The 21,139-nt window shown below is 73.9% G+C and carries 19 protein-coding genes and 1 pseudogene; 10 read left to right on the top strand and 10 right to left on the bottom strand.

Annotated features, from left to right (window positions below):
* Nucleotides 1-159: 159 nt before the first annotated feature.
* Nucleotides 160-1,953 carry a trypsin-like serine protease gene (locus GA0070606_RS12770; RefSeq protein WP_176737307.1) on the top strand — a complete coding sequence of 598 codons (1,794 nt, stop codon included), beginning with the start codon at nucleotides 160-162 and terminating at the stop codon, nucleotides 1,951-1,953.
* Between the two features lie 254 nt (nucleotides 1,954-2,207).
* Here GA0070606_RS12770 and GA0070606_RS12765 read toward each other — a convergent pair whose 3' ends face one another.
* From GA0070606_RS12765 to GA0070606_RS12755, 3 genes are all read right to left on the bottom strand, one after another.
* Complete coding sequence (locus GA0070606_RS12765; protein WP_091098463.1) at nucleotides 2,208-3,242, bottom strand: 2-oxoacid:ferredoxin oxidoreductase subunit beta; 1,035 nt, start codon at nucleotides 3,240-3,242, stop codon at nucleotides 2,208-2,210.
* Nucleotides 3,235-5,082, bottom strand: coding sequence for a 2-oxoacid:acceptor oxidoreductase subunit alpha (locus tag GA0070606_RS12760; protein WP_091098460.1), 1,848 nt, complete (start codon nucleotides 5,080-5,082; stop codon nucleotides 3,235-3,237). Before GA0070606_RS12760 ends, GA0070606_RS12765 begins: the two co-directional genes overlap by 8 nt.
* 287 nt (nucleotides 5,083-5,369) lie before the next feature.
* The gene (locus GA0070606_RS12755; RefSeq protein WP_091098456.1) at nucleotides 5,370-6,776 is read right to left on the bottom strand and encodes a hypothetical protein; all 1,407 of its coding nucleotides are present in this window, start codon (nucleotides 6,774-6,776) and stop codon (nucleotides 5,370-5,372) included.
* Nucleotides 6,777-6,901: 125 nt separating this feature from the next.
* Here GA0070606_RS12755 and ndhC point away from each other — a divergent pair, with 125 nt between their 5' ends.
* A complete protein-coding gene (gene ndhC / locus GA0070606_RS12750) occupies nucleotides 6,902-7,279 on the top strand; it encodes an NADH-quinone oxidoreductase subunit A (RefSeq protein WP_091098453.1) in 378 nt (125 codons plus the stop codon).
* A gap of 21 nt (nucleotides 7,280-7,300) precedes the next feature.
* Here ndhC and folP read toward each other — a convergent pair whose 3' ends face one another.
* Complete coding sequence (folP, locus tag GA0070606_RS12745; protein WP_091098450.1) at nucleotides 7,301-8,170, bottom strand: dihydropteroate synthase; 870 nt, start codon at nucleotides 8,168-8,170, stop codon at nucleotides 7,301-7,303.
* A gap of 462 nt (nucleotides 8,171-8,632) precedes the next feature.
* On the opposite strand from folP, the pseudogene GA0070606_RS34010 reads away from it, so the two are divergent.
* The 4 genes and pseudogenes from GA0070606_RS34010 to GA0070606_RS12725 all read left to right on the top strand — a co-directional run.
* A pseudogene (locus tag GA0070606_RS34010) lies at nucleotides 8,633-9,271 on the top strand (DivIVA domain-containing protein); the annotation flags it as partial.
* A 203-nt stretch (nucleotides 9,272-9,474) separates the two neighbouring features.
* Complete coding sequence (locus tag GA0070606_RS12735; RefSeq protein ID WP_091098445.1) at nucleotides 9,475-9,972, top strand: SRPBCC family protein; 498 nt, start codon at nucleotides 9,475-9,477, stop codon at nucleotides 9,970-9,972.
* A 176-nt stretch (nucleotides 9,973-10,148) separates the two neighbouring features.
* Nucleotides 10,149-10,730, top strand: a complete 582-nt coding sequence (locus GA0070606_RS12730; RefSeq protein ID WP_091098441.1) for a DNA-3-methyladenine glycosylase I — start codon at nucleotides 10,149-10,151, stop codon at nucleotides 10,728-10,730.
* A gap of 13 nt (nucleotides 10,731-10,743) precedes the next feature.
* Nucleotides 10,744-11,367, top strand: coding sequence for a hypothetical protein (locus GA0070606_RS12725; protein WP_091107663.1), 624 nt, complete (start codon nucleotides 10,744-10,746; stop codon nucleotides 11,365-11,367).
* A gap of 90 nt (nucleotides 11,368-11,457) precedes the next feature.
* Here GA0070606_RS12725 and GA0070606_RS12720 read toward each other — a convergent pair whose 3' ends face one another.
* Nucleotides 11,458-12,249: an enoyl-CoA hydratase/isomerase family protein gene (locus tag GA0070606_RS12720; protein WP_091098437.1), complete on the bottom strand. Its 792-nt coding sequence runs from the start codon at nucleotides 12,247-12,249 to the stop codon at nucleotides 11,458-11,460.
* Between the two features lie 3 nt (nucleotides 12,250-12,252).
* Nucleotides 12,253-13,071 (bottom strand): PaaX family transcriptional regulator, encoded by an 819-nt coding sequence (locus tag GA0070606_RS12715; RefSeq protein WP_091098434.1) that lies wholly within the window; start codon nucleotides 13,069-13,071, stop codon nucleotides 12,253-12,255.
* Nucleotides 13,072-13,261: 190 nt separating this feature from the next.
* Here GA0070606_RS12715 and GA0070606_RS12710 point away from each other — a divergent pair, with 190 nt between their 5' ends.
* A complete protein-coding gene (locus GA0070606_RS12710) occupies nucleotides 13,262-13,429 on the top strand; it encodes a DUF3117 domain-containing protein (RefSeq protein ID WP_007455245.1) in 168 nt (55 codons plus the stop codon).
* 129 nt (nucleotides 13,430-13,558) lie between these two features.
* Nucleotides 13,559-15,031 (top strand): leucyl aminopeptidase family protein, encoded by a 1,473-nt coding sequence (locus GA0070606_RS12705; protein WP_091098430.1) that lies wholly within the window; start codon nucleotides 13,559-13,561, stop codon nucleotides 15,029-15,031.
* A 39-nt stretch (nucleotides 15,032-15,070) separates the two neighbouring features.
* Here GA0070606_RS12705 and GA0070606_RS12700 read toward each other — a convergent pair whose 3' ends face one another.
* Complete coding sequence (locus tag GA0070606_RS12700) at nucleotides 15,071-15,658, bottom strand: O-methyltransferase (protein ID WP_091107661.1); 588 nt, start codon at nucleotides 15,656-15,658, stop codon at nucleotides 15,071-15,073.
* Nucleotides 15,659-15,941: 283 nt separating this feature from the next.
* Here GA0070606_RS12700 and GA0070606_RS12695 point away from each other — a divergent pair, with 283 nt between their 5' ends.
* Together GA0070606_RS12695 and GA0070606_RS12690 are read left to right on the top strand one after the other, a co-directional pair.
* The gene (locus tag GA0070606_RS12695) at nucleotides 15,942-17,285 is read left to right on the top strand and encodes a S1C family serine protease (protein WP_176737537.1); all 1,344 of its coding nucleotides are present in this window, start codon (nucleotides 15,942-15,944) and stop codon (nucleotides 17,283-17,285) included.
* 74 nt (nucleotides 17,286-17,359) lie between these two features.
* On the top strand, nucleotides 17,360-17,779 hold the full coding sequence (locus tag GA0070606_RS12690) for a twin-arginine translocase TatA/TatE family subunit (protein ID WP_091098424.1): 420 nt from the start codon (nucleotides 17,360-17,362) through the stop codon (nucleotides 17,777-17,779).
* Nucleotides 17,780-17,921: 142 nt separating this feature from the next.
* Here GA0070606_RS12690 and GA0070606_RS12685 read toward each other — a convergent pair whose 3' ends face one another.
* From GA0070606_RS12685 to GA0070606_RS12675, 3 genes are all read right to left on the bottom strand, one after another.
* Nucleotides 17,922-19,070, bottom strand: coding sequence for an Mrp/NBP35 family ATP-binding protein (locus GA0070606_RS12685; RefSeq protein WP_091098420.1), 1,149 nt, complete (start codon nucleotides 19,068-19,070; stop codon nucleotides 17,922-17,924).
* Nucleotides 19,071-19,226: 156 nt separating this feature from the next.
* Nucleotides 19,227-19,844 (bottom strand): DUF1003 domain-containing protein, encoded by a 618-nt coding sequence (locus GA0070606_RS12680; protein ID WP_091098416.1) that lies wholly within the window; start codon nucleotides 19,842-19,844, stop codon nucleotides 19,227-19,229.
* Nucleotides 19,837-21,120: a magnesium transporter MgtE N-terminal domain-containing protein gene (locus GA0070606_RS12675; RefSeq protein WP_091098413.1), complete on the bottom strand. Its 1,284-nt coding sequence runs from the start codon at nucleotides 21,118-21,120 to the stop codon at nucleotides 19,837-19,839. Before GA0070606_RS12675 ends, GA0070606_RS12680 begins: the two co-directional genes overlap by 8 nt.
* Nucleotides 21,121-21,139 lie beyond the last annotated feature (19 nt).

The following is a 21,139-nucleotide window of genomic DNA, read 5'->3' as shown; positions in this document are numbered from 1 at the left end:
CGACGCGCCTAACTGGCGCAGGCACGACGGGGGCCGCATCCTTCTCGCGCGTGGGCTGGTGCCCGCGCGTCGATCGTCCCTCCGTCCGGTCGAGCGAGTTCCGCCGAACGTTCCGAGCGCCTCGTTAATCGAACGACGGGAAACCAATCAGTGGCTGAAGTGGCAACATCCGCAGGAGCCAGGCGGCGTTGGTCGGCCGGCGTCGTCGGCCTCGCCCTCGCCGGTGCGGCCTTCGTCGCACCCGCTACCGTCGCTCAGGCCGCCCCTGCCGGCGGCGTGTACGACGCGGCCAGCGAGTCCGGGCCCAGGGACCTGGACAGGCTGCCGAACCTGCACAAGGGCAAGCTGGAGCTGCCCTCGCCGGGCGCCAAGGGACCGCGGTTCCAGACCGGCACCGGTCCGTCGCCCCGCATCGTGAAGGGGGAGTTCGCCAGCGCGTCGGAGTTCCCCTACATCGTCGGTATCGTCACGACGCTGCGGGTCGACGGCGATTACTTCTGGGGTTGGTGCACCGGCACCATCATCGCCCCCAACAAGGTGCTCACGGCGGCGCACTGCGTCACCGGCATGCCGGGCGCCACCCGGGTCATCGCCGGTAACGACCAGCTCGTCGACAGCAACGGCAACATCGTCGGCGGCAGCGGCTACGTGGCCGAGGTGGCATCCAACTGGACCCACCCGAGCTGGAACCTCGCGCAGCAGTACGACGACCCCGAGGCGCCGATCCGCAACGACGTCTCGGTGATCACCCTCAAGCAGAACCTGCCCGCCGAGTACACGCCGGTCAGCCTGGGCAACCAGGGTGACCAGACGCCGTACGCCGCCGGCACCTCCGCAGTGATCGCCGGTTACGGCAAGACCGGCCCGGAGGATGACTACCCGGACAGCCGGCTGCGCAAGTCCACGGTGCCGATGCAGTCCGACTCGTACTGCAACGTTCCGGGGCAGTACTACAGCGCCGAGATGTTCTGCGCCGGGGCGGGCCTGCCCGGGGCGCCGGAGAGCGACACCTGCAACGGCGACTCCGGCGGACCCATCCTGGTCGCCGGCAAGCAGGTCGGCGTCACCAGCTGGGGCTACACGTGCGGCGAGGCACCGGGCTTCTACGTGCGGCTGAACAACTACGTCAACACGGTGAAGGCCGACCTGACCCGCCCGCCGCTGGTCAACGCCGACTGGACCGGTGACGGTCGCACCGACCTGATCGCCCGGGACAGCGGAGGCAACCTGCGGCTCTACTACGGCAGCGGGTTCAGCAACGACGGGTACGGCGGCTTCTACATGTCGCGCCAGCTCAACTCGGGCTGGGGCAGCTTCAAGCGGGTCTTCCGCGTCTACAACTGGAACGGCGACAAGCGGCCGTCCATCATGGCGATGAAGACCACCGGCGAGCTGTACATCTACAACACCGACGGCCAGGGCAACTTCGTCGGCGGCGGCAAGCTGATCGGCACCGGCTGGGCGGGCTTCACCGCGCTCATGGTGACGAACAACTGGATGGGCAACAACCGCCCGAGCCTGCTGGTCCGCAAGTCCAACGGCGACCTCGTCCGCTACACCAGCAACGGTGCGGGCGGCTGGGAGAACCCGTCGGGCACCCGGATCGGCACCGGCTGGAACGGGTTCAACCTGTTCCTCACGCCGGGCGCCTGGAAGGGCGACGGGCTTGAGGTGATCATCGGCCGCACCTCGACCGGTGTCCTCAAGATGTACCAGTCCGACGGCAAGGGCGGCTGGACCAACCCGGCCGGCACCCAGATCGGCAGCGGCTGGGGCGGCTTCAAGCACATCATGACGCCGGGCGACTGGAGCGGCGACAACATGATGGACATGCTGGGCGTCAACAGCAACAACCAGATGCGGCTCTACACGACCAACGGCAAGGGCCAGTGGATCGACGCGAGCGGCAAGGTGATCTCCAGCGGCTGGGGTTCGTTCAACCTGATCTTCTGATCGGGTCGGCCCCCGCCGAAACGGAAGGGCCCGCGACCGGCTACCGGTTGCGGGCCCTTCTCCGTACGCCCGGCGTGGGCCCGCCTGCCCAGGCGTCCTCGGGAACGCGAGCCGGCAGCCCTGCGGCACGGCCAGGCCAGCCGGGCGCGCCGCCGCTCCAGCAGCGCCCCGGGCCGTGGCCGGACCGGCGCGGCCCGGAAACGTGACGGCCGGCCACGTTCCTCGGCGAGGAGCGTGGCCGGCCGGTACGCCGTCTAGAGGATGGTCCAGGTGTCCCCGCTGGCGAGGAGGCCGGCGAGCTGCTGCTCCGGGGTCTCGGTCACCGTCGCCCGGGCGGCGTCGAGCTGCCCCTGCACCACGCTGTCGTAGGACGGCCGCTCCACCGAGCGGAACACGCCGATCGGGGTGTTCCGCAGGTCGAGGCCGGGCAGCCGGGACAGCGCGAAGGCGTACGCCGGGTCGGTGACCGTCGCGTCGTGCACGACGATCTCGTCCGGGCGGACCGACGCGGTCTCCCGGACCTCCAGGCCGAACCCGCCGGGCGGGTGCACGACGCAGAACTGCCCGTCCTTGCCGAACGTGATCGGCTGCCCGTGCTCCAGTCGGATCAGGAAGTCGTCGCGGGTGGCCGGCTCCTTGAGCTGGTCGAACGCGCCGTCGTTGAAGATGTTGCAGTTCTGGTAGATCTCCACGAACGCCGAGCCCTGGTGCTCAGCGGCGGCCCGCAGCACCGACTGGAGGTGCTTGCGGTCGGAGTCGATGGTGCGGCCCACGAAGGTGGCCTCGGCGCCGAGGGCGAGCGAGAGCGGGTTGAACGGGGCGTCGGCCGAGCCGGCCGGGGTCGACTTCGTGATCTTGCCGACCTCCGAGGTCGGCGAGTACTGGCCCTTGGTCAGGCCGTAGATCCGGTTGTTGAACAGCAGGATCTTCAGGTTGACGTTGCGGCGCAGCGCGTGGATCAGGTGGTTGCCGCCGATGGAGAGCGCGTCACCGTCGCCGGTGACCACCCAGACCGACAGGTCGGGCCGGCTGGCCGACAGGCCGGTGGCGATCGCCGGGGCGCGGCCGTGGATCGAGTGCATCCCGTAGGTGTTCATGTAGTACGGGAAGCGGGACGAGCAGCCGATGCCGGAGACGAAGACGATCCGCTCGCGCGGGATGTTCAGCTCCGGCATGAACTGCTGGATCGCGGCGAGGATCGCGTAGTCGCCGCAGCCGGGGCACCAGCGCACCTCCTGGTCGGACTTGAAGTCCTTGGCGGTGAGCTTGAGGGCGACGGGCTCAGACATTCTTCAGGACCTCTTCCAGCATCGTCTCCAGCTCGTTGGCCGTGAACGGCAGGCCGCGGACCTGGTTGTAGCCGATGGCGTCGACCAGGTACTTGGCCCGGATCACGTGGGCGAGCTGGCCGAGGTTCATCTCGGGGATGACCACCCGGTCGTAGGAGCGCAGCACCTCACCGAGGTTGGCCGGCATCGGGGCCAGGTGCCGCAGGTGCGCCTGGGCGATGGCGTGGCCGCGCTGGCGCAGGCCCCGGCACGCCGCGCCGATCGGCCCGTACGTCGAGCCCCAGCCGAGCACCAGCACCCGGGCGTCGCCGTCCGGGTCCTCGACCTCGACGTCGGGCACCGGGATCGTCTCGATCCGCGCCGCCCGGGTGCGCACCATGAAGTCGTGGTTCGCCGGATCGTACGAGATGTCGCCGGTCTTGTCGGCCTTCTCCAGGCCGCCGATGCGGTGCTCCAGCCCGGCGGTGCCCGGCACGGCCCACGGCCGCGCGAGGGTCTGCGGGTCGCGCAGGTAGGGCAGGAACGTGGTGCCGTCGTCGCCGTTGGGCTTCGTGGCGAACTCGACCCGCAGGTCGGGCAGCGACTCGACGTCGGGCAGCAGCCACGGCTCGGATCCGTTGGCGACGTAGTTGTCGGAGAGCAGGATGACCGGGGTGCGGTAGGTCAGCGCGATCCGGGCGGCCTCGATGGCCGCGTGGAAGCAGTCGGCCGGCGACTTCGGCGCGATCACCGCGACCGGGGCCTCGCCGTGGCGACCGTAGAGCGCCATGTTGAGGTCGGCCTGCTCGGTCTTGGTGGGCATGCCCGTCGAGGGGCCGGCCCGCTGCACGTCGACGATGACCAGCGGCAGCTCCAGCGCCACCGCGAGGGAGATGGTCTCGCTCTTGAGCGCCACGCCGGGGCCGCTGGTGGTGGTGACGCCGAGCGAGCCGCCGTACGACGCGCCAAGCGCCGCGCCGACCGCGGCGATCTCGTCCTCGGCCTGCATCGTGAGCACGCCGAAGCGCTTGTGCTTACTCAGCTCGTGCAGGATGTCCGAGGCCGGGGTGATCGGGTAGGCGCCCAGGAAGACCGGCAGCCCGGAGCGCACGCCGGCCGCCACCAGGCCGAGCGACAGGGCCGCGTTGCCGGTGATGTTGCGGTAGGTGCCCGGCTGCATCTTCGCCGGCTTGACCTCGTAGCGGACGGCGAAGTCCTCGGTCGTCTCGCCGAAGTTCCAGCCGGCGCGGAACGCCGCGACGTTCGCCGCGACCAGCTCCGGGCGGGCGGCGAACTTGCGCTCCAGGAAGCGCAGCGTCGACTCGTAGGGCCGGTTGTACATCCAGGAGAGCAGGCCGAGGGCGAACATGTTCTTGGCCCGCTCGGCGTCCTTCTTGGACACGTCGTGCTCGGCCAGCGCGCCGACCGTCATGGACGTCAGCGCCACCGGGTGCACCACGTAGCCGGCGAGGGAGTCGTCCTCGAGCGGGTTCGCCTGGTAGCCGACCTTGGCCAGGTTGCGCTTGGTGAACTCGTCGGTGTTGACGATGATGTCCGCCCCGCGCGGCAGGTCGGCGAGGTTGGCCTTGAGCGCCGCCGGGTTCATCGCGACCAGCACGTTCGGCGCGTCGCCGGGGGTCAGGATGTCGTAGTCGGCGAAGTGCACCTGGAAACTCGACACGCCGGGCAGGGTGCCGGCGGGCGCCCGGATCTCCGCCGGGAAGTTGGGCAGGGTGGAGATGTCGTTGCCCAGCTGCGCGGTCTCCGAGGTGAACCGGTCGCCGGTGAGCTGCATGCCGTCGCCGGAGTCGCCGGCGAACCGGATCACCACCCGGTCCAGTTGACGGATCTGCTTGGTCACGCCTGCACCTCGCTTCGCTGTGCGCGGTCGCGCGGGCGGCTGAACATGATGGTGACCTCGCCTAGCCCGGCCACGTGACCTCCTTGACGCACCGCTGCACCAGACCTGCTCGGGGCAGGCCCGGTCCGCCGTAGTTCCTCACCTGAGAGCCTACGTCGGATCGTCGTTCCACCTTTCTCGTAGGCCGCCCTGTGGGACAGGATCGGGCGGGGTTCCACACCGGTTTGAGGTGTTTCCGCCCGCCCGCCGTAATCCAGATCACCGGGCTCGGTCGGCGCGCCCCGGGGTCAGTCCGCCGGCGTGGGCCCCGGTGTCCGCTCGGTCATCGCGGCGCCCGACCGCCGCCGCAGGGAGGTGGTGGCCAGCGCGAGGGCCAGCACCACCAGCAGCGTGGAGACCGCGATCAGGGTGATCGCCGTCCGCCGTACGGAACTGATCCCCCCGCCGTCGCGCAGGCTCGGGGCGTCGGCGGCCAGCACGCCCTGCGACCCGGTCGGCGCCGGCGTCGACACCACCGGGGTGGCCAGGGCGGCGGCCGCCGTGATCCGGAAGCTCATCTGCACCTGCCGGGGCCGGCCGCTGCGCGGATCGAGCTGGCCGAGCACCGCGCCGGCCAGCGGGGCCTGCCGCTGGGCCTCGGGCGTCGCGGCGACCGGCAGCCGCAGGTCGGCGGTGCGGCCGGCGGGAACGGTGCCCAGGTCGCAGCGGGTACGCGTCGGGTCGACGGTGGTGCAGCCGGCCGGGGGCGCCGGCACGGTCACCCCGGCCGGCAGGATCACCTCGACCCGGCCGTCGGCGTCCACCCGGCCGGTGTTGCCCAGGCGTACGTCGAGGCCGCTCGCCCCGCCGCTGATGTCGAAGGTGACCTCGTCGGCCGCCAGCCTGATCCCGGGCGCCGGCGGGCCGGGCGGGAAGAGCACGGCGAAGCCCTCGTTGTCGCTCACCGGCGCGGCGCCGGGGACGGCCGCGGTGACCCGGACGGAGCCGCTCAGCGGCATCTTCCGCCAGGCGTCGCCGCCCACGCGTACCCGCAGCAGGGTGCTGAACCGGGCGCCCGGCGCGCTCGTCCACTCGCCGCAGCGGTGCTCCCCGCCGCCGGCGTCCGCGCAGCCCTCGGTGCCGGCGTCGGTCAGGCCGGCCGGGAGCGTGTAGGCGAGCCGGACCCGGGCGGAGGAGGCGCCGGTGTTGGTGACGGTCACCCGCAGCGTGGTGACGGTGCTCGGGGCGTTCCAGTACGCGGAGGTCAGGGTGATGTCGTCGGTGGTGACGCTCACCCCGGCCGCGGGCGCCGACGGGCTGCCCGGGGCGGGCGCGGACGGCCGGACCGGCGGCGCCGACGGGGCCGGGGGCGGCGTGCTGGTGGTCGGCGAGGTGGTGGTGGGCGCCGGTTCCTGGGGAGCCGTGGTCGTCGGGGCCGGCTCGGTCGTCGCGGCCGGCGGCGTGCTCTGCGGCGGCGGCGACACGGTCGACGGCGCCTCGCTGGGGACCGGGTCCGTCGGGTCGGCCGTCGGCTCCTCGCCGGGCTCGCCGACCGGCTCGGTCGGGGCGGTGGCGACCCGGGCGGCGGTGGGAGCCGCCGTCGCCCAGCCCGGCACCGAGGCGACCGTGAGCCCGGCCGCGAGCGAGATCGCCAGCAGGGGCACGGTGCGCCGGTCACGCGCCCGTCGGCCGGGCCGTACGTCCACGCGGGCCATCTGTCCTCCGGTGACGATGAGTGAGGGTTCCAATATTCGGCAAATGTTGCTTGGTGGCACTAGTCCCGCACGGAAACAGATCCGTAACGCTCGGCCGGCCGCGCGGGGCGGTAGGCTGATCGACCGTGACCGGTTACCTGGGCTCGTACGCGACGCTCGGGCTGCTGTTGCTCGCCAGCGTCCTCTTCTTCGTTACTGCGTTCTCGGCCAACCGGGTGTTACGTCCTGCCCGTCCGGCCGATCCCTTCGGCAAGCGCACCAGCTACGAATGCGGCCTCGACCCGGTCGGCGCGGACTGGGCGCAGATGCAGATCCGTTACTACGTGTACGCGTACCTCTACGTGTTGTTCGCCGTGGAGTCGGTCTTCCTCTTCCCCTGGGCCGTGGTCTTCGACCGGCCGGGGTTCGGGATGGTGACGGTGGTCGAGATGGCGGTCTTCGTCGCCGTGCTCGCGCTGGGCATCCTCTACGCCTGGCGGAAGAAGATCCTCCGCTGGACCTGACCCGGTCGCGGTCGGGCAGGGTCAGGCGAGGCCGCGTCGGGTCGCGGTGGGCGGGCGGTCGCCGCGGATCGAGGCGACCATGTCGAGCACCCGGCGGGTGGGGCGCACCTGGTGTGCCCGGAACACCCGGGCGCCCAGCCAGGCGGAGACGGCCGTGGCCGCCAGCGTCCCCTCCAGCCGCTCGGCCACCGGCAGGTCCAGCGTCTCGCCGATGAAGTCCTTGTTCGACAGGGCGACCAGCAGCGGCCAGCCGGTGCCGGTGAGCTCGTCGAGTCGGCGGGTGATCTCCAGGGAGTGGCGGGTGTTCTTGCCGAAGTCGTGCGCCGGGTCGATCAGGATCCCGTCGGCCCGTACGCCCAACCCGACCGCGCGCTCCGCGAGCCCGGTCACCGTCGCGACCACGTCGGCCACCACGTCGGTGAAGGCCGCCCGATGCGGCCGGGTCCGTGGCGCCAGGCCCCCGGCGTGCGAGCAGACCAGCCCGGCCCCGGTCTCCGCCGCCACCCGGGCCAGGGCCGGGTCGGCGCCGGACCAGGTGTCGTTGAGCAGGTCGGCGCCCGCCGCCACCGCCTCCACCGCGACCTCGGCCCGCCAGGTGTCGATCGAGATCACGACGTCGGGGAAGGCGGCCCGGACGGCGGCGATGGTCGCCACGGTGCGCCGGATCTCCTCGGCCACGTCGACCTCCGCGCCCGGGCCCGCCTTGACCCCGCCGATGTCGATGATCTCGGCACCCTCCTCGACCGCCCGCTCGACCGCGCGCAGCGCGCTGTCCTGGGCGAAGGTCGCGCCCCGGTCGAAGAACGAGTCCGGCGTCCGGTTGACGATCGCCATCACCACCAGCTCGCCCGGGCCGAACGTGCGCCCACCGAGCCGAAGCGCCCCGGCCATACCGCCTCCTGAAGGTCCGCGCCGTCGACCCGTGCCCGCCGCCGGCCGATCACGACGCTAGTCGGTCCGCCACCGCCGGGCCCGGCCGGTCGGTCGTACCCGCGTCCGGGGGCCGGCAGCGGCGGGCGGCCACGGTCGTCGTCGGCCGCGCCCGCCACTGCCGGGTTCGTGCGGTCCGGCCCGGCCAAGCCGGTACACCCCGCTCGCCCGCCCGGCGTGAATCCCACCCGCGCTCGCCCGCCCGCCTGGCGTGGATGCCATCCGCGTCCGCCAGCCCGCCTGGCGTGGATGCCATCCGCGCCCGCCCGCCCGCCTGGCGTGGATGCCATCCGCGTCTGCCCGCCCGTCGGTCCGCCGCGCGCGCCGGTCCGGGCGCTGTGGGCGGCCGTCGCCCGGCGGACACCCGGTGGCCGGTGGGGTGGTGGGGTCGCTCCGGCCCGTTCGACATGCCACGATCTGTGCATGGATCGGGTTCTGCTCCTGCTCGTCGTGGCGCTGACCGTCGCGGCCGTGGTGTTCGGGGTGACGGTGCTGGTCACCGGCCGGGATCCCGGCCTGGTGCCGGCGGAGCCGGACGGGCGCGCCGTCCCGTTGCCGGGCGCCCGCCCGCTGGGCGAGGCCGACGTGGGTGACGTCCGGTTCGACACCGCGCTGCGGGGCTACCGGATGGACCAGGTCGACCAGGCGATGCGCCGGGCGGCCTACGACATCGGCTACAAGTCCGAGCTCATCGGCGTGCTGGAGGCCGAGGTAGCCGCGCTGCGTGCGGGGCGGACGGCGGACGCGGACGCGCTGCGCCGCGCCCGGGAGCAGGCGGCCGGGGCGACGGCCGCCGCGTCGCCGACGGAGGCGCGCGGGACGGTGCCGGTCGGTGCCGACGCGCACGCGCCGGCCCGGTCCGATCGGCCGGGCGGGTCCGGCGTCTCCGACGTGGTCGTCGAGCCGGTTCCCGCGTTCGCCGGGCCGGACGCCGGGTCCCCGGCAGCCGGCGGGACGCCCGCCGACGTCGACGCCCGCCCGGACGACGCGGCCGGGGGGCGATCTGAAGACGCGTTCGCGGCCCGTCCCGAGGACGCGCCCGCGGTCCGATCCGAGGACGCGCCCGCGGTCCGCCCTGGCGACGCGACGGGCGTTCCGGCGGGCGGCGACGGGGCTGCGGAGCCCGTTCACCCGGCGGGCGCGGAGCGGCCGTCCGAGGCGCAGGCGGGCGAGCCCCGGAGCGCTTCCGGCCCGGGCGACGACGGAACGACGGCGCCGTCGGGCGACGCCGGACGGCAGGGGCCGGTGGTCCGGTCGGAGTCGGCGTGACCGGACCGGAGGGCGGCGAGGACCTGCGCGAGGCGGCGCAGCCCGGCGCGGGTGAGGTCACCGCCACGGTCATCGTCGACGCGACGGCGGAGCGGGTCTTCGCGGCGCTGACCGCCTGGGAGCGGCAGTCGGACTGGATCCCCTTCACCACCGTCCGGGTGGTCGAGGGGGACGGCGGGGAGGGCAGCCTGGTCGAGGCGGTCACCGCGCTCGGTCCCGCCGTGCTGCGCGACGAGATGCGGGTGGTCCGGGTGGACGCGCCCTACGAGGTCCGCGTGGTGCACTGCGGGAAGCTGCTGCGCGGTCCCGGCGTGCTGCGCTGCACCCCGCTGGCGCGGGACCGTACCCAGGTGGTCTGGCACGAGTGGTTCCACCTGCCCGGCGGCCCGGCCGGACGGGTGGCCTGGCCGGTGCTCTGGCCGGGGTCCAAGTTCAGCCTGACCCGGGCGTTGCGGAAGTTCGCCCGGCTGGTGGAGCAGGGCCGGCTGCCCTGATCGCGGGCGATTCGCCTGATCGACTCGACGTCCCTGACATCGGGCTGTCGCACCGACCGGGACGCCCCGATGTCAGTGACCCCGGTCGGAAAGGACCCTGTCGCCGGTGCGCGTACCGGCGCTCGGGGGTGCCCACGGGCGACGGGCCTGTCGGGGCCGTGCCCTAGCGTGGACGCGTGACTGACCTGGTGATCGGTGCCGACGGGCTGCCGCGCTGCGGCTGGGGGGCCAGCACCCCTGACTACGCCGCCTACCACGACACCGAGTGGGGCCGGCCCCTGCACGGCGACGACGCGCTCTACGAACGGATCACGCTGGAGGCGTTCCAGTCGGGGCTCTCCTGGCTGACCATCCTCCGCAAACGCCCGGCGTTCCGGCTGGCTTTCGACGAGTTCCGGATCGAGACCGTGGCCGGCTACGACGAGGCCGACGTGGCGCGGCTGCTCGCCGACGCCGGAATCGTCCGCAACCGGGCCAAGATCGAGGCGGCGATCGCCAACGCCCGGGCGGCGCTGGAGTTGCCCGAAGGGCTCTCCGCGCTGCTCTGGTCGTTCGCCCCGCCGGCCCGGCCGGCCCGGCCCACGTCGTTCGCCGAGGTGCCCGCGCTGACCCCCGAGTCCACCTCGCTCGCCAAGGCGCTCAAGAAGCGGGGCTTCCGGTTCGTCGGCCCGACCACGGCCTACGCGCTGATGCAGGCCACCGGGATGGTCGACGACCACCTTGCCGGCTGCCACGTCGTGGCGGCCGAGGCGGCGTGATGGGATGGAGGCCATGACGACCGACACCGCGCACCGGGTGGACGGGGCGCCCCACGTCGACGGCACGGGCGCCTGGGCCGTGCTGCTGTCCAGCGGGCGCTACGAGGCCGAGCGGCTCGTCCACCACGACACGATCGAGCTGACCGGCCTGGCCGACGCCGCCCGCCCTCGCCCCGGCGACCGGGTGGCCGTGCTGGTCGACGAGCCGCCCCGGTTGGTGGCGCTGGGCCGGGTCGCCACGGCCAGCCGCCAGGACCGGGAGGATCCGGACGATCCGCTGTCGGAGCGGGTCGAGGCGCCGCTCGTGGTGGCGTACACGCGGCGGGCCTTCGACGAGCCGGTGCCGGCCGAGACGGTGGCGCTCGACGGCCCGGTGACCGAGCTCGACCCGGCGGTGTTCCAGGAGCTGGCCGACCGGCTCGGTCCGCCGCCGCAGCGCCGGTCCTGGCTGGTCAGCCTCGACCTGCCGATCGAGGCCGCGTCGCCCGCCGAGGCGGTCCGGCTGTTCTGGGCCTACGTGCAGGAGCTGGGGCCGCGCGAGCTGCCCGCCTTCGTCTCTCCCTCCGGGGACGAGCTGGCCATGCAGGCGTTCGTGCTCGGCGCGGAGGCCAACCAGGACCCGGAGGAGGACGACTGATCCCGCCCCGGGCGCCGTCGCCGGACGACGCCCCAGGGGCGGGCCCGAGGTCGCTGCGACGACTGCGACGACGCTCGGGCGGGCCGGGCCTCAGTGCCCCTCGAAGACCGGCTTCTGCTTGTTGACGAAGGCGATCGTGGCGGCGCGGTGGTCGTCGGTGCCGCCGCAGATCGCCTGCGCCTGCGCCTCGGCGGCCAGGGCGTCGGCCAGGGTGCCCGCGTCGGCGATGGAGAGCTGCCGCTTGATCGCCCCGTACGCGACGGTCGGGCCCGCGGCCAGCCGGGCGGCCAGCTCCTGCGCGGTCGGCAGCACCTGCTCGTCGTCCTCCGTCACCCGGTTGAGCAACCCGAGCTGGCAGGCCTCCTGCGCGCGCACCGGCTCGGCCAGCATCAGCAGCTCGACCGCCTTGGCGTGGCCGACCAGCCGGGGCAGCGTCCAGGAGGCGCCGGTGTCGGCGGCGAGCCCGACCTTGGCGAACGCCATCAGGAAGCTGGTCGACGGCCCGCCGATGCGGATGTCGGCCAGGAAGGCCAGCGAGGCGCCCGCGCCGGCGGCCATCCCGCGCACCGCCGCGACCACCGGCTTGGGCAGGTTGGCCAGCCGCGCGGCGATCGGATTGTAGTGCGCCCGGACGGTGTCCAGCGGGTTGCCGTCGGTCGACTCCAGCGTCTTGACGTGCTCGCGCAGGTCCTGGCCGGCGCTGAACGACCCGCCCGCGCCGGCGAGCACCACGGCCCGGCAGGAACGGTCGGTCTCCAGCTCGGCCAGGGTGTCCCGCAGCGCCTCCTTGAGCGCCACGTCGAGCGCGTTCATCGCCGTCGGGCGGTTCAGCGTCAGGGTGACGACGGCGTCGGTGCGGTCGACGAGCAGCGGCTCGGTCACTTTCTAACGACCCTTCTGTCGGGCGATGCGGTTGCCGGCGTCGAGGCACTGCTCGACGTAACGGTCTGCGGCCGGACGCAGCCGGGCCGCGTGCCGGTCGAAGAAGCTGGCCGCGGCGGTGCCGGGCCAACGCTCGGGGAGCAGCGCGGGTGGCAGCTGCGGGTCCCGGAACAGGAAGGTACGCCACGCGTGCACGAGCCGGAACCGGGCAGCGTACGCCTCCTCGTCCGGGCTGCGTACGGTGACGCCGGCCAGCAGCGGGCGCTGCTCGGCGACGAACTGCTCGTACGCCTGGCCGATCTCGGTCAGGTTCCAGGCGCGGCGGACGACGCCCATCGCGCCGGGGGTGCCGGAGGTGTGGGCGGCGGTGAACCGCTCGTAGCGCACGTCCGCCTCGTCGAGCAGCACGTCCACGTCCTCGCCCGGACGGGTGGCCACCCAGGTGCACTCGTCGAGGGCGCCGTAGCCGAGGAAGGTCAGGTTGGCGGCCAGGCGTTGGCGTTCCCGCCGCGAGGCGGGCGCCTCCAGCACCAGGAGATCGAACCGACCGTCCCAGGTGATCCGGCCGGTCCGGTAGATCCGGGCCGCCGCCTCGTCCAGTCGGCGGGCGGCTTTCGGTGTGATCGAATATCCCGGGCCGGAGGTGAGCCGGCACGGGTCCAGCCATCCCTGACGGACCATCCGGGAAACCGCCGTACGCACGGCGGGCGGGGCGATCCCGAGCGGCGCGAGCAGCCTGACCAGGGCGGCGACCGGTGCCCGGCCACCCCTCGCCCGGAGGTGGTCGCCGTACAGGTCGAAGAGTGCCGACCGTGCCTGCATGACCGCACATTGTGACAGGCCTTCTCAGGATAAGCTAGATGCTGTTACATCAATGCTGCTTCGGTTTGGGTCCGGCGGTGTTCATCAGGGAAAATCGTTGGTCGACACCCCCGCGTAGGTTGCGGGTGGTCAAGACGAAGTGGCTGTGGGGCAACCCACCGACCCTGGTGTAGGTCTGAGGGGAGACAACATGGCGGCGATGAAGCCGCGGACGGGCGACGGTCCGCTGGAAGTCACCAAGGAGGGCCGGGGCATCGTCATGCGGGTCCCGCTGGAGGGCGGTGGCCGGCTCGTCGTCGAGATGACTCCCGACGAGGCCAACGCGCTCGGTGACGCGCTCAAGGCGGCCGCCGGCTGACCGAGGAGCGGTCCGCGCGCCAGCGCGGGCGTTTCGTCAACCCCTGAGCCACCGGCCTCGCCGGTGGCTCAGGGTCTTCATTCTTCCGCGGAGCCCGCTCCGCGAGCTTTCCTGGAGGTACGGCTCCGCGTGCTCGCCATCCGTCTGCTCGTCGAGCCGGAACGGCCCGACACCCTCGTGCTGCCCGTCCGGCCGGGTCCGGCCGACGACGCCCCGGCCCGTCCGGCCCCGACCGACGTGGCGCTGCCCGACGGCGTGGCCGAGGAGGCCGTCGCGCTGGTCCCGGCGACCCGCTCGACCGGGCGGCCCGGTGAGGTCCACGCGCAGTTGCGGCCCGGGCGTGAGCCCGGCCGACTGCTGCTGCTCGGGGTCGGCGAGGGCGACGAGGCGGCCTGGCGGACGGCCGGCGCGGCGCTGGCCCGGGCCGCCCGCGATGAGACGCGCGTCACGTTGGTCATGCCGACCGGTGTCGCCCCCGCGGCGGTACGCGGTCTCGTCGAGGGGCTGCTGCTGGCGTCGTACCGGTTCCGGCTGACCGACGCCGGCGCCGCCCCCGCGCTCGCCGGGGTCGACGTGGTGGTGGCCGATCCGGACGCGCACGCCGGAGCCGTCGAGACGGCCCGCACGACGGCCCGGATGACGCGGCTCGCCCGCGACCTCACCAACACCCCCTCCTCGGTCAAGAACCCGGAGTGGTTCGCCGGCCAGGTCGCCGCCAACGTGGCCGCCGTGGACGTGCCGGACCTGCACCTGCGGGTACGCGGACCGGAGGAACTGGCCGAGGAGGGCTTCGGCGGCATCCTCGCGGTCGGCGGCGGCTCGGCCTGCGCCCCGCGCCTGGTCGAGCTGGACTGGCGGCCGGCCGGCGCGCGTACGCACGTGGTGCTGGTGGGCAAGGGCATCACGTTCGACACGGGGGGCATCTCGATCAAGCCGGTGCCGGCGATGAAGCTGATGCGCAAGGACATGGCCGGCGCGGCGGCGGTGGTCGCGGCCACCCTCGGCGCGGCGGCGCTGCGCCTGCCCGTGCGGATCACCACGCTCGCGCCGCTGGCGGAGAACATGCTCAGCGGCTCGGCGTTCCGCCCCGGCGACGTCGTCCGCCACTACGGCGGCACGACCAGCGAGACGACGAACTCCGACGCGGAGGGGCGGCTCGTCCTCGCCGACGCGTTCGCCTACGCCGTCGCCGAGCTCAAGCCCGACCTGCTGGTCGACCTCGCCACGCTGACCGGGGCGAACGCGGTCGCGCTGGGCAAGCGCACGGGCGCGCTCTACAGCGAGAACGACGGCCTCGCCGCCGACGTGCTGGCCGCGGTCGCCGCCGCCGGCGAGGCCGCCTGGCGGATGCCGCTGCCCGCCGACTACGTCGAGCACCTCGGCAGCGACCTGGCCGACCTGCACAGCTCGCCGGACCGGGGCGCCGGCTCGGTGATGGCCGCCCTGTTCCTGCGCGAGTTCACCGGCGACCTGCGGGACCGGTGGCTGCACGTGGACATGTCCGCGCCGTCCTGGGCCGAGGGCGACGACGCGGAGCTGACCAAGGGCGCGACCGGCTGGGGCGTACGCTCGCTGCTGCGCTGGCTGGGCACGCTGGGCTGACCGACCGGCGCCGCCGGCCCACGACGGGCCGACGGCGGGTCAGCACTTGACGGCGGCGAGCAGCCCGTGGCCGACCGGCAGCAGCGCCGGGGTCCAGTGTTCCGACTCCCGGATCGCCTTGATCGTCTCCCGGATGGTGACCGTCTCGACGTCCCGGGCGGCGGGGTCGCCGATCCGGCCGTCGGCGAGCATGCCGTTGAGCGCCAGCACGCCGCCCGGCCGCAGCAGCCGCAGCGCCGCGTCGACGCAGGCGGCGAACCCGGTCGACTCGGCGTCCACGAAGACCAGGTCGTACGCGCCGTCGGCGAGGCGGGGGAGCACGTCCAGCGCCCGGCCGGTGATGATCCGGGTCCGGCCGGCGGCGAAGCCCGCCTCGGCGAAGATCCGGCGGGCGATCCGCTGGTGCTCCACCTCCACGTCGATGGTGGTGAGGACGCCGTCGGCGCGCATGCCGCGCAGCAGCCAGACGCCGCTGACCCCGGTGCCGGTGCCGATCTCCACCACCGCGCGGGCGCTGCCGGCGGCGGCGAGCAGCCGCAGCGCCGCCCCGGCGCCGGGCGTCACCGCGTCGAGGCCGACCTCCCGGGCCAGGCTGCGGGCGGTGCGCAGCACGAGATCCTCGGTCACGTACGACTCGGCGAACTGCAGGGCCTGGGCCGTCGAGGTGCCGGAACCGGCGACCGTGGCGATGACACACCTCCGGGCGGCGCGAGTGGTGCGGGGGCGGGTGGGCACTGTGAGCCTAGAGGCGACGCCGGACGGGCGCAGCCGCGCGTCCGCCACCTGACGATCACGGCCGGCAACCGGTGACTGGGTACGCGGCATCCGTGTAATCCTGGAAGCGGTATTCCGTCGATCGCGACCGGGCGAGCCCTCGCCCGGTCCGTGGAGCGCGGGATCCGGGGACGGACTGGGAGGCACCGACGTGACCGACGGCTGGGACTGGCGCCAGCCCGGGGGGACTCCGGGACCGGCGCGACCGCCGGGGCCCGGACACCCGCCGGTGGGGTCGCCGCCGGCGCCGCAGGGCGCCGCCGGCGGCACGACACCATCACCCTGGTGGTCCGACGCGCTCGCCGACCCGTGGCGCGACCCGGCCGCGCCGGCCGCCGTGGTGCTGCCGGCCGCACCGATCCCCGGCACCGAGCCGGAGCCGGTCAGCGACCCGGACGCCCCGCGCCGGCCGACGCTGCGGCAACTGCTGCTCATCCCGTTGATCACCGCGCTGCTCGCGGGCAGCCTCGGCGGCGCCCTCGGGTACGCCTTCGCGGTGCGCGGCGGTGCCGCGGCGGGCACGGTGCTCGGCGCGGATCCGCAGGCGCCCGGCCTGGCCCAGCGCCGGCCCGAGTCGCTCGCCGGGGTGGCCGAGCGGGTGCTGCCCAGCGTGGTGACCGTCCGCGTGCCCAGCCTCGGCGGCACGAGCGAGGGGTCCGGCTTCATCGCGAGCGTCGACGGCCACGTGATCACCAACGACCACGTGCTGGCGGGGTCGACCGGCGGCAAGGCGTCGGTGGTCTTCAACGACGGCAGCACCGCCCCGGCCACCGTCGTCGGCCAGGACCCGGAGTCCGACATCGCGGTGATCAAGGTTTCCCGGACGGGCCTGCGCCCGGTCGAGTTCGGCGACTCCGACGCGCTGGCCGTCGGCGACCCCGTGCTGGCCATCGGTTCGCCGCTCTCGCTGGCCAACACGGTCACCGCCGGCATCGTCAGCGCGCTGGACCGGACGATGCAGGCCGGCGAGCCGGGCGGCCCCACGCGCTACTACGCGGCGATCCAGACCGACGCGGCGGTCAACCACGGCAACTCCGGCGGCCCGCTGGTCGACGGCGCCGGCCGGGTGATCGGCGTCAACTCGACGATCAAGTCGCTGGTCTCGGACGGGCAGGAGGCGGGCAACATCGGCCTGGCCTTCGCCATCCCGATCAACCAGGCCAAGCGGGTGACCCAGGACATCATCGGCACCGGCAAGGCCCGGCGCACGGTCATCGGCGCCCAGGTCGGCGGGCAGGGCGCGGGCACCGGCGGGGCAGGCGTACGCCTGGCGGCCGTCGAGCCGTCCGGGCCGGCGGCCGGCGCGGGGCTGCGGGCCGGCGACGTGATCCTGAAGCTCAACGGGCGGCCGATGACGGAGCCGACCGACCTGATCGCCCTGGTGCGCAAGTTCGCGCCGGGATCCGTGGTGACGGTCGAGTACCGACGGGGCTCCAACAGGCAGAACGCCTCCGTGACGCTGGCCGCAGACGCCAAGTGAGGGCCGCTCACCCCCTCCCCGTGCGGCGTCCGACGTGCGTAGTCTTGCTCTGACGCCGAGAGGAGGCCCGCGCAGTGTTCGACAACCTGAACTGGTGGGAGATCGGTGCGCTGCTGCTCCTGGCGCTGCTGATCTTCGGTGACCGGCTGCCCACGGTGATCAGCGACGGCCTGCGCATGGTGCGTAACCTGCGCACGATGGCCCGCAGCGCCACCACCGACCTGAGCCGCGAGCTGGGCACCGACATCCAGCTGGAGGATCTGCACCCCAAGGCGTTCATCCGCAAGCACCTGCTCAGCGAGGAGGACGAGCAGGCGATCCGGAAGCCGCTGCAGGGCGTCTACGACAACCTCCGCGCGGACGTCACCGGCGTGCACAACGAGCTGAAGGACGTCGCCTCCGCCGCCGACCTGCGGTCGACCGGCCGTCCGGCCACCGCCACCGGTGGCGCTCCGGCCCCCGCCCCGCGCGTCAGCTACGACGACGCCACCTGAGCCCCTCGGCCCGCTCCACCACACCTGCGCCCGGGCCCCCTCTCCGCGCGGAGAGGGGGCCGTACGGCGACGGGGGCGGCGCTCCCGGGGGAACGCCGCCCCCGGTCGGGTGGCGACAGCGCCGGCGGCGGCCGGCGGGCGGTCAGCGGCCGGCGGGCTTGAGGCCCAGCGGCTTGCCGAGCAGCGACTCCCGCCGCAGGGCGAGCCGGTCGGCGACCTGGCCCAGCGCCTTCGCGGCCGGCGACTCCGGCTCGGCCAGCACGATCGGCGTGCCCTCGTCGCCGGCCTCGCGGACGCGGGTGTCGAGCGGGACCTGCCCGAGCAGCGGCACCTGGGCGCCGATGGTCTTGGTCAGCGACTCGGCGATCGTCTGGCCGCCACCGGCGCCGAAGACCTCCATCCGGGAGCCGTCCGGCAGCTCCAGCCACGACATGTTCTCGATGACGCCGACGACGCGCTGGTGGGTCTGCAGGGCGATCGCGCCGGCCCGCTCCGCCACCTCGGCGGCGGCGGCCTGCGGCGTCGTGACGACCAGGATCTCGGAGTTGGGCAGCAGTTGGGCCAGCGAGATGGCCACGTCGCCGGTGCCCGGCGGCAGGTCGAGCAGCAGCACGTCCAGGTCGCCCCAGTAGACGTCGGCGAGGAACTGCTGCAGCGCCCGGTGCAGCATCGGGCCGCGCCACACCACGGCGGCGTTGCCGGCGGTGAACATGCCGATCGAGATGACCTTCACGCCGTGCGACTGCGGCGGCATGATCATGTCTTCGACGCGGGTCGGGCGGCCGTCCGCGCCGAGCATCCGGGGCACCGAGTGGCCGTAGATGTCGGCGTCGACCACGCCGACGGAGAGCCCGCGGGCGGCCAGGGCGGCGGCCAGGTTGACCGTCACGCTGGACTTGCCGACGCCGCCCTTGCCGCTGGCGACCGCGTAGACGCGGGTGCGGGAGCCGGGCTGGGCGAACGGGATGACCGGCTCCTGGGAGGCGCCGCCGCCGCGCAGCTTCGACTGGAGCTCCTGGCGCTGCTCGGGGCTCATCACGCCGAACTCGATCTCCACGCCGGTCACCCCGGGCACCGCGCCGACCGCGGCGGTGATGTCCGAGCGCAGCTTGTCCTTCAGCGGGCAGCCGGCGACGGTGAGCAACAGCTCGACCCGTACGACGCCGTCGTCGCCGACCTCGGCGGAGCGGACCATTCCGAGTTCGGTGATGGGCCGGCGGATCTCCGGGTCGTTGACGGTGGCCAGCGCGGCCTGGATCGCGTCGGAGACGGTGCTGACGGGTGCTGACATGCCCGCAATGCTACGTCGGCGGCCACCCCGCACCGCCGCCAGCGGGGCCCGGTGTGAGCGAATCGATGACCGCGGTTGGGGGTGGACGACGTACGGGGCGAAGTGGGACGATCGAGGCGAACGCCGCTCACCCGGCCCCTTGGGGCGAGCGGCGTTTCACGCGTCCCGGACCTCGGGCCGGCCGTCCCGGGACCAGTCGCCGTCCAGGTCGTCGCGGGGCTCGTCCAGGCCCTCCCCGCCCGTCTCCTGCTGCGTCGCCCGCTCCTGCTGACGGCGCTCCAGCCGCTGCCGGCGGTGGCTCGCCTCGTCCAGTTCCTCGGCCAGCCGGGCCAGTTCCGAACGGAGGAAGTCCCGGGTGGCCACCTCGCCCATCGCGTTGCGCAGCGCGGCGATCTCCCGGGCCAGGTACTCCGTGTCGGCCTTCTGCATGGTCGCCCGCCGGCGGTCCTCCTCCAGGGAGACCCGGTCCCGGTCCGCCTGCCGGTTCTGCGCCAGCAGGATCAGCGGGGCCGCGTAGCTGGCCTGCAGGGACAGCATCAGGGTCAGGAACGTGAAGGTGTACGGGTCGAAGCGCAGGTGCGCCGGGGCCAGGGTGTTCCAGCCGAACCACAGCGCGATCACGATCGTCATGTAGACGATGAAGTTCGCGGTGCCCATCCCCCGGGCGATCCCCTCGGACCACCGCCCGAACGCCTCCGGGTCGAACCGGGGCAGCTTGACGCCCCGGGGCTCGCGCGGCTGGTCGAGCCGCTGCGCCCGCCGCCCGTCAGCCATCCGTGCCGCCCACCGGCTCGGTGGTGCTCGGGCCCGCTGTGGCGTCCCGGTCCCGCCAGTCCCGGGGCAGCAGGTGGTCCAGCACGTCGTCGACCGTGACCGCGCCGACCAGCCGGTTGTTGCGGTCGACCACCGGCATGGCGACCAGGTCGTACGTGGCCATCCGGCGGGTGATCTCCGGCAGCGGGGTGGCCGCCCGCAGCGGGTCGATGTCGTTGACCACCACCCCGCCGAGCAGGTCGGCCGGCGGCTCCCGGAGCAGCCGCTGGAAGTGCACCATGCCGAGGTAACGGCCGGTCGGCGTGGTCATCGGCGCCCGGGACACGAAGACCTGCGCGGCGATCGCGGGGGAGAGCTGCGGCTCCCGGATCCGCGCCAGGGCCTCGGCGACGGTGGCGTCCGGCGGCAGGATGACCGGCTCGGAGGTCATCACGCTGCCCGCCGTGCCCGGCGTGTACTTGAGGAGCTGACGGACCGGGTCGGCCTCGTCCGGCTGCATCAGGTCGAGCAGCACGTCCTGCTCCGGCGGGGGCAGCTCGCTGAGCAGGTCGGCCGCGTCGTCCGGATCCATCTCCTCCAGCACGTCGGCGGCCCGCTCCCGGTCCAGCGCGGCCAGGATCTCCACCTGGTCGTGCTCCGGCAGCTCGCTCAGCACGTCCGCCAGACGCTCGTCGTCGAGCGCGGCGGCGACCTCGTTGCGCCGGGCGTCGGGGAGATCCTGCAGGGCGTTGGCGAGGTCGGCCGGGCGCATGTCCTCCAGCACCGCGAGCAGGTTGGCGGTGCCCCGGCTGTCGGCGATGCCGCTGAGCCCGCGTACCCGCTCCCACTCCACCTGGTGCAGGTGGCCCCGGCGGGTCAGCCGGCCGGTCTGCTCGCGTACGGCCACCCTGGTCAGCGACCACTCGCCGCCCCGGCTGCACTCCATCGCCACGTCGACGACCGAGCCCGCCTGCCCGCCCGGCTCGACCTGCACCCGCCGGTCGAGCAGTTCCTGGAGCACGAGCAGCTCGTTCGGGCGCTTCTCGAAGCGGCGCAGGTTGAGCGTCCCGGTGCCGAGCACGATCGCGTCCGAGTCGATGGAGGTGATCCGGTTGATGGAGAGGAAGATGCGCCGCCGCATCGGCATCTCCGCGACCAGCCCGACCACCTCCGGCGGGCGCTGCGTCGGGCGCAGCCGGGCCACCGCGTCGCGGACCCGGCCCACCTGGTCGCCGTTGGGGTCGAAGACGGCGACCCCGGCGAGCCGGGCGATGTAGATCCGGGTCGGCGTGCTCACGGGCACCAGCCTAAGCGCC

This window comes from Micromonospora citrea, from assembly GCF_900090315.1.
GTDB lineage: Bacteria > Actinomycetota > Actinomycetes > Mycobacteriales > Micromonosporaceae > Micromonospora > Micromonospora citrea.
This window is presented reverse-complemented; position numbering and strand designations above follow the sequence as displayed.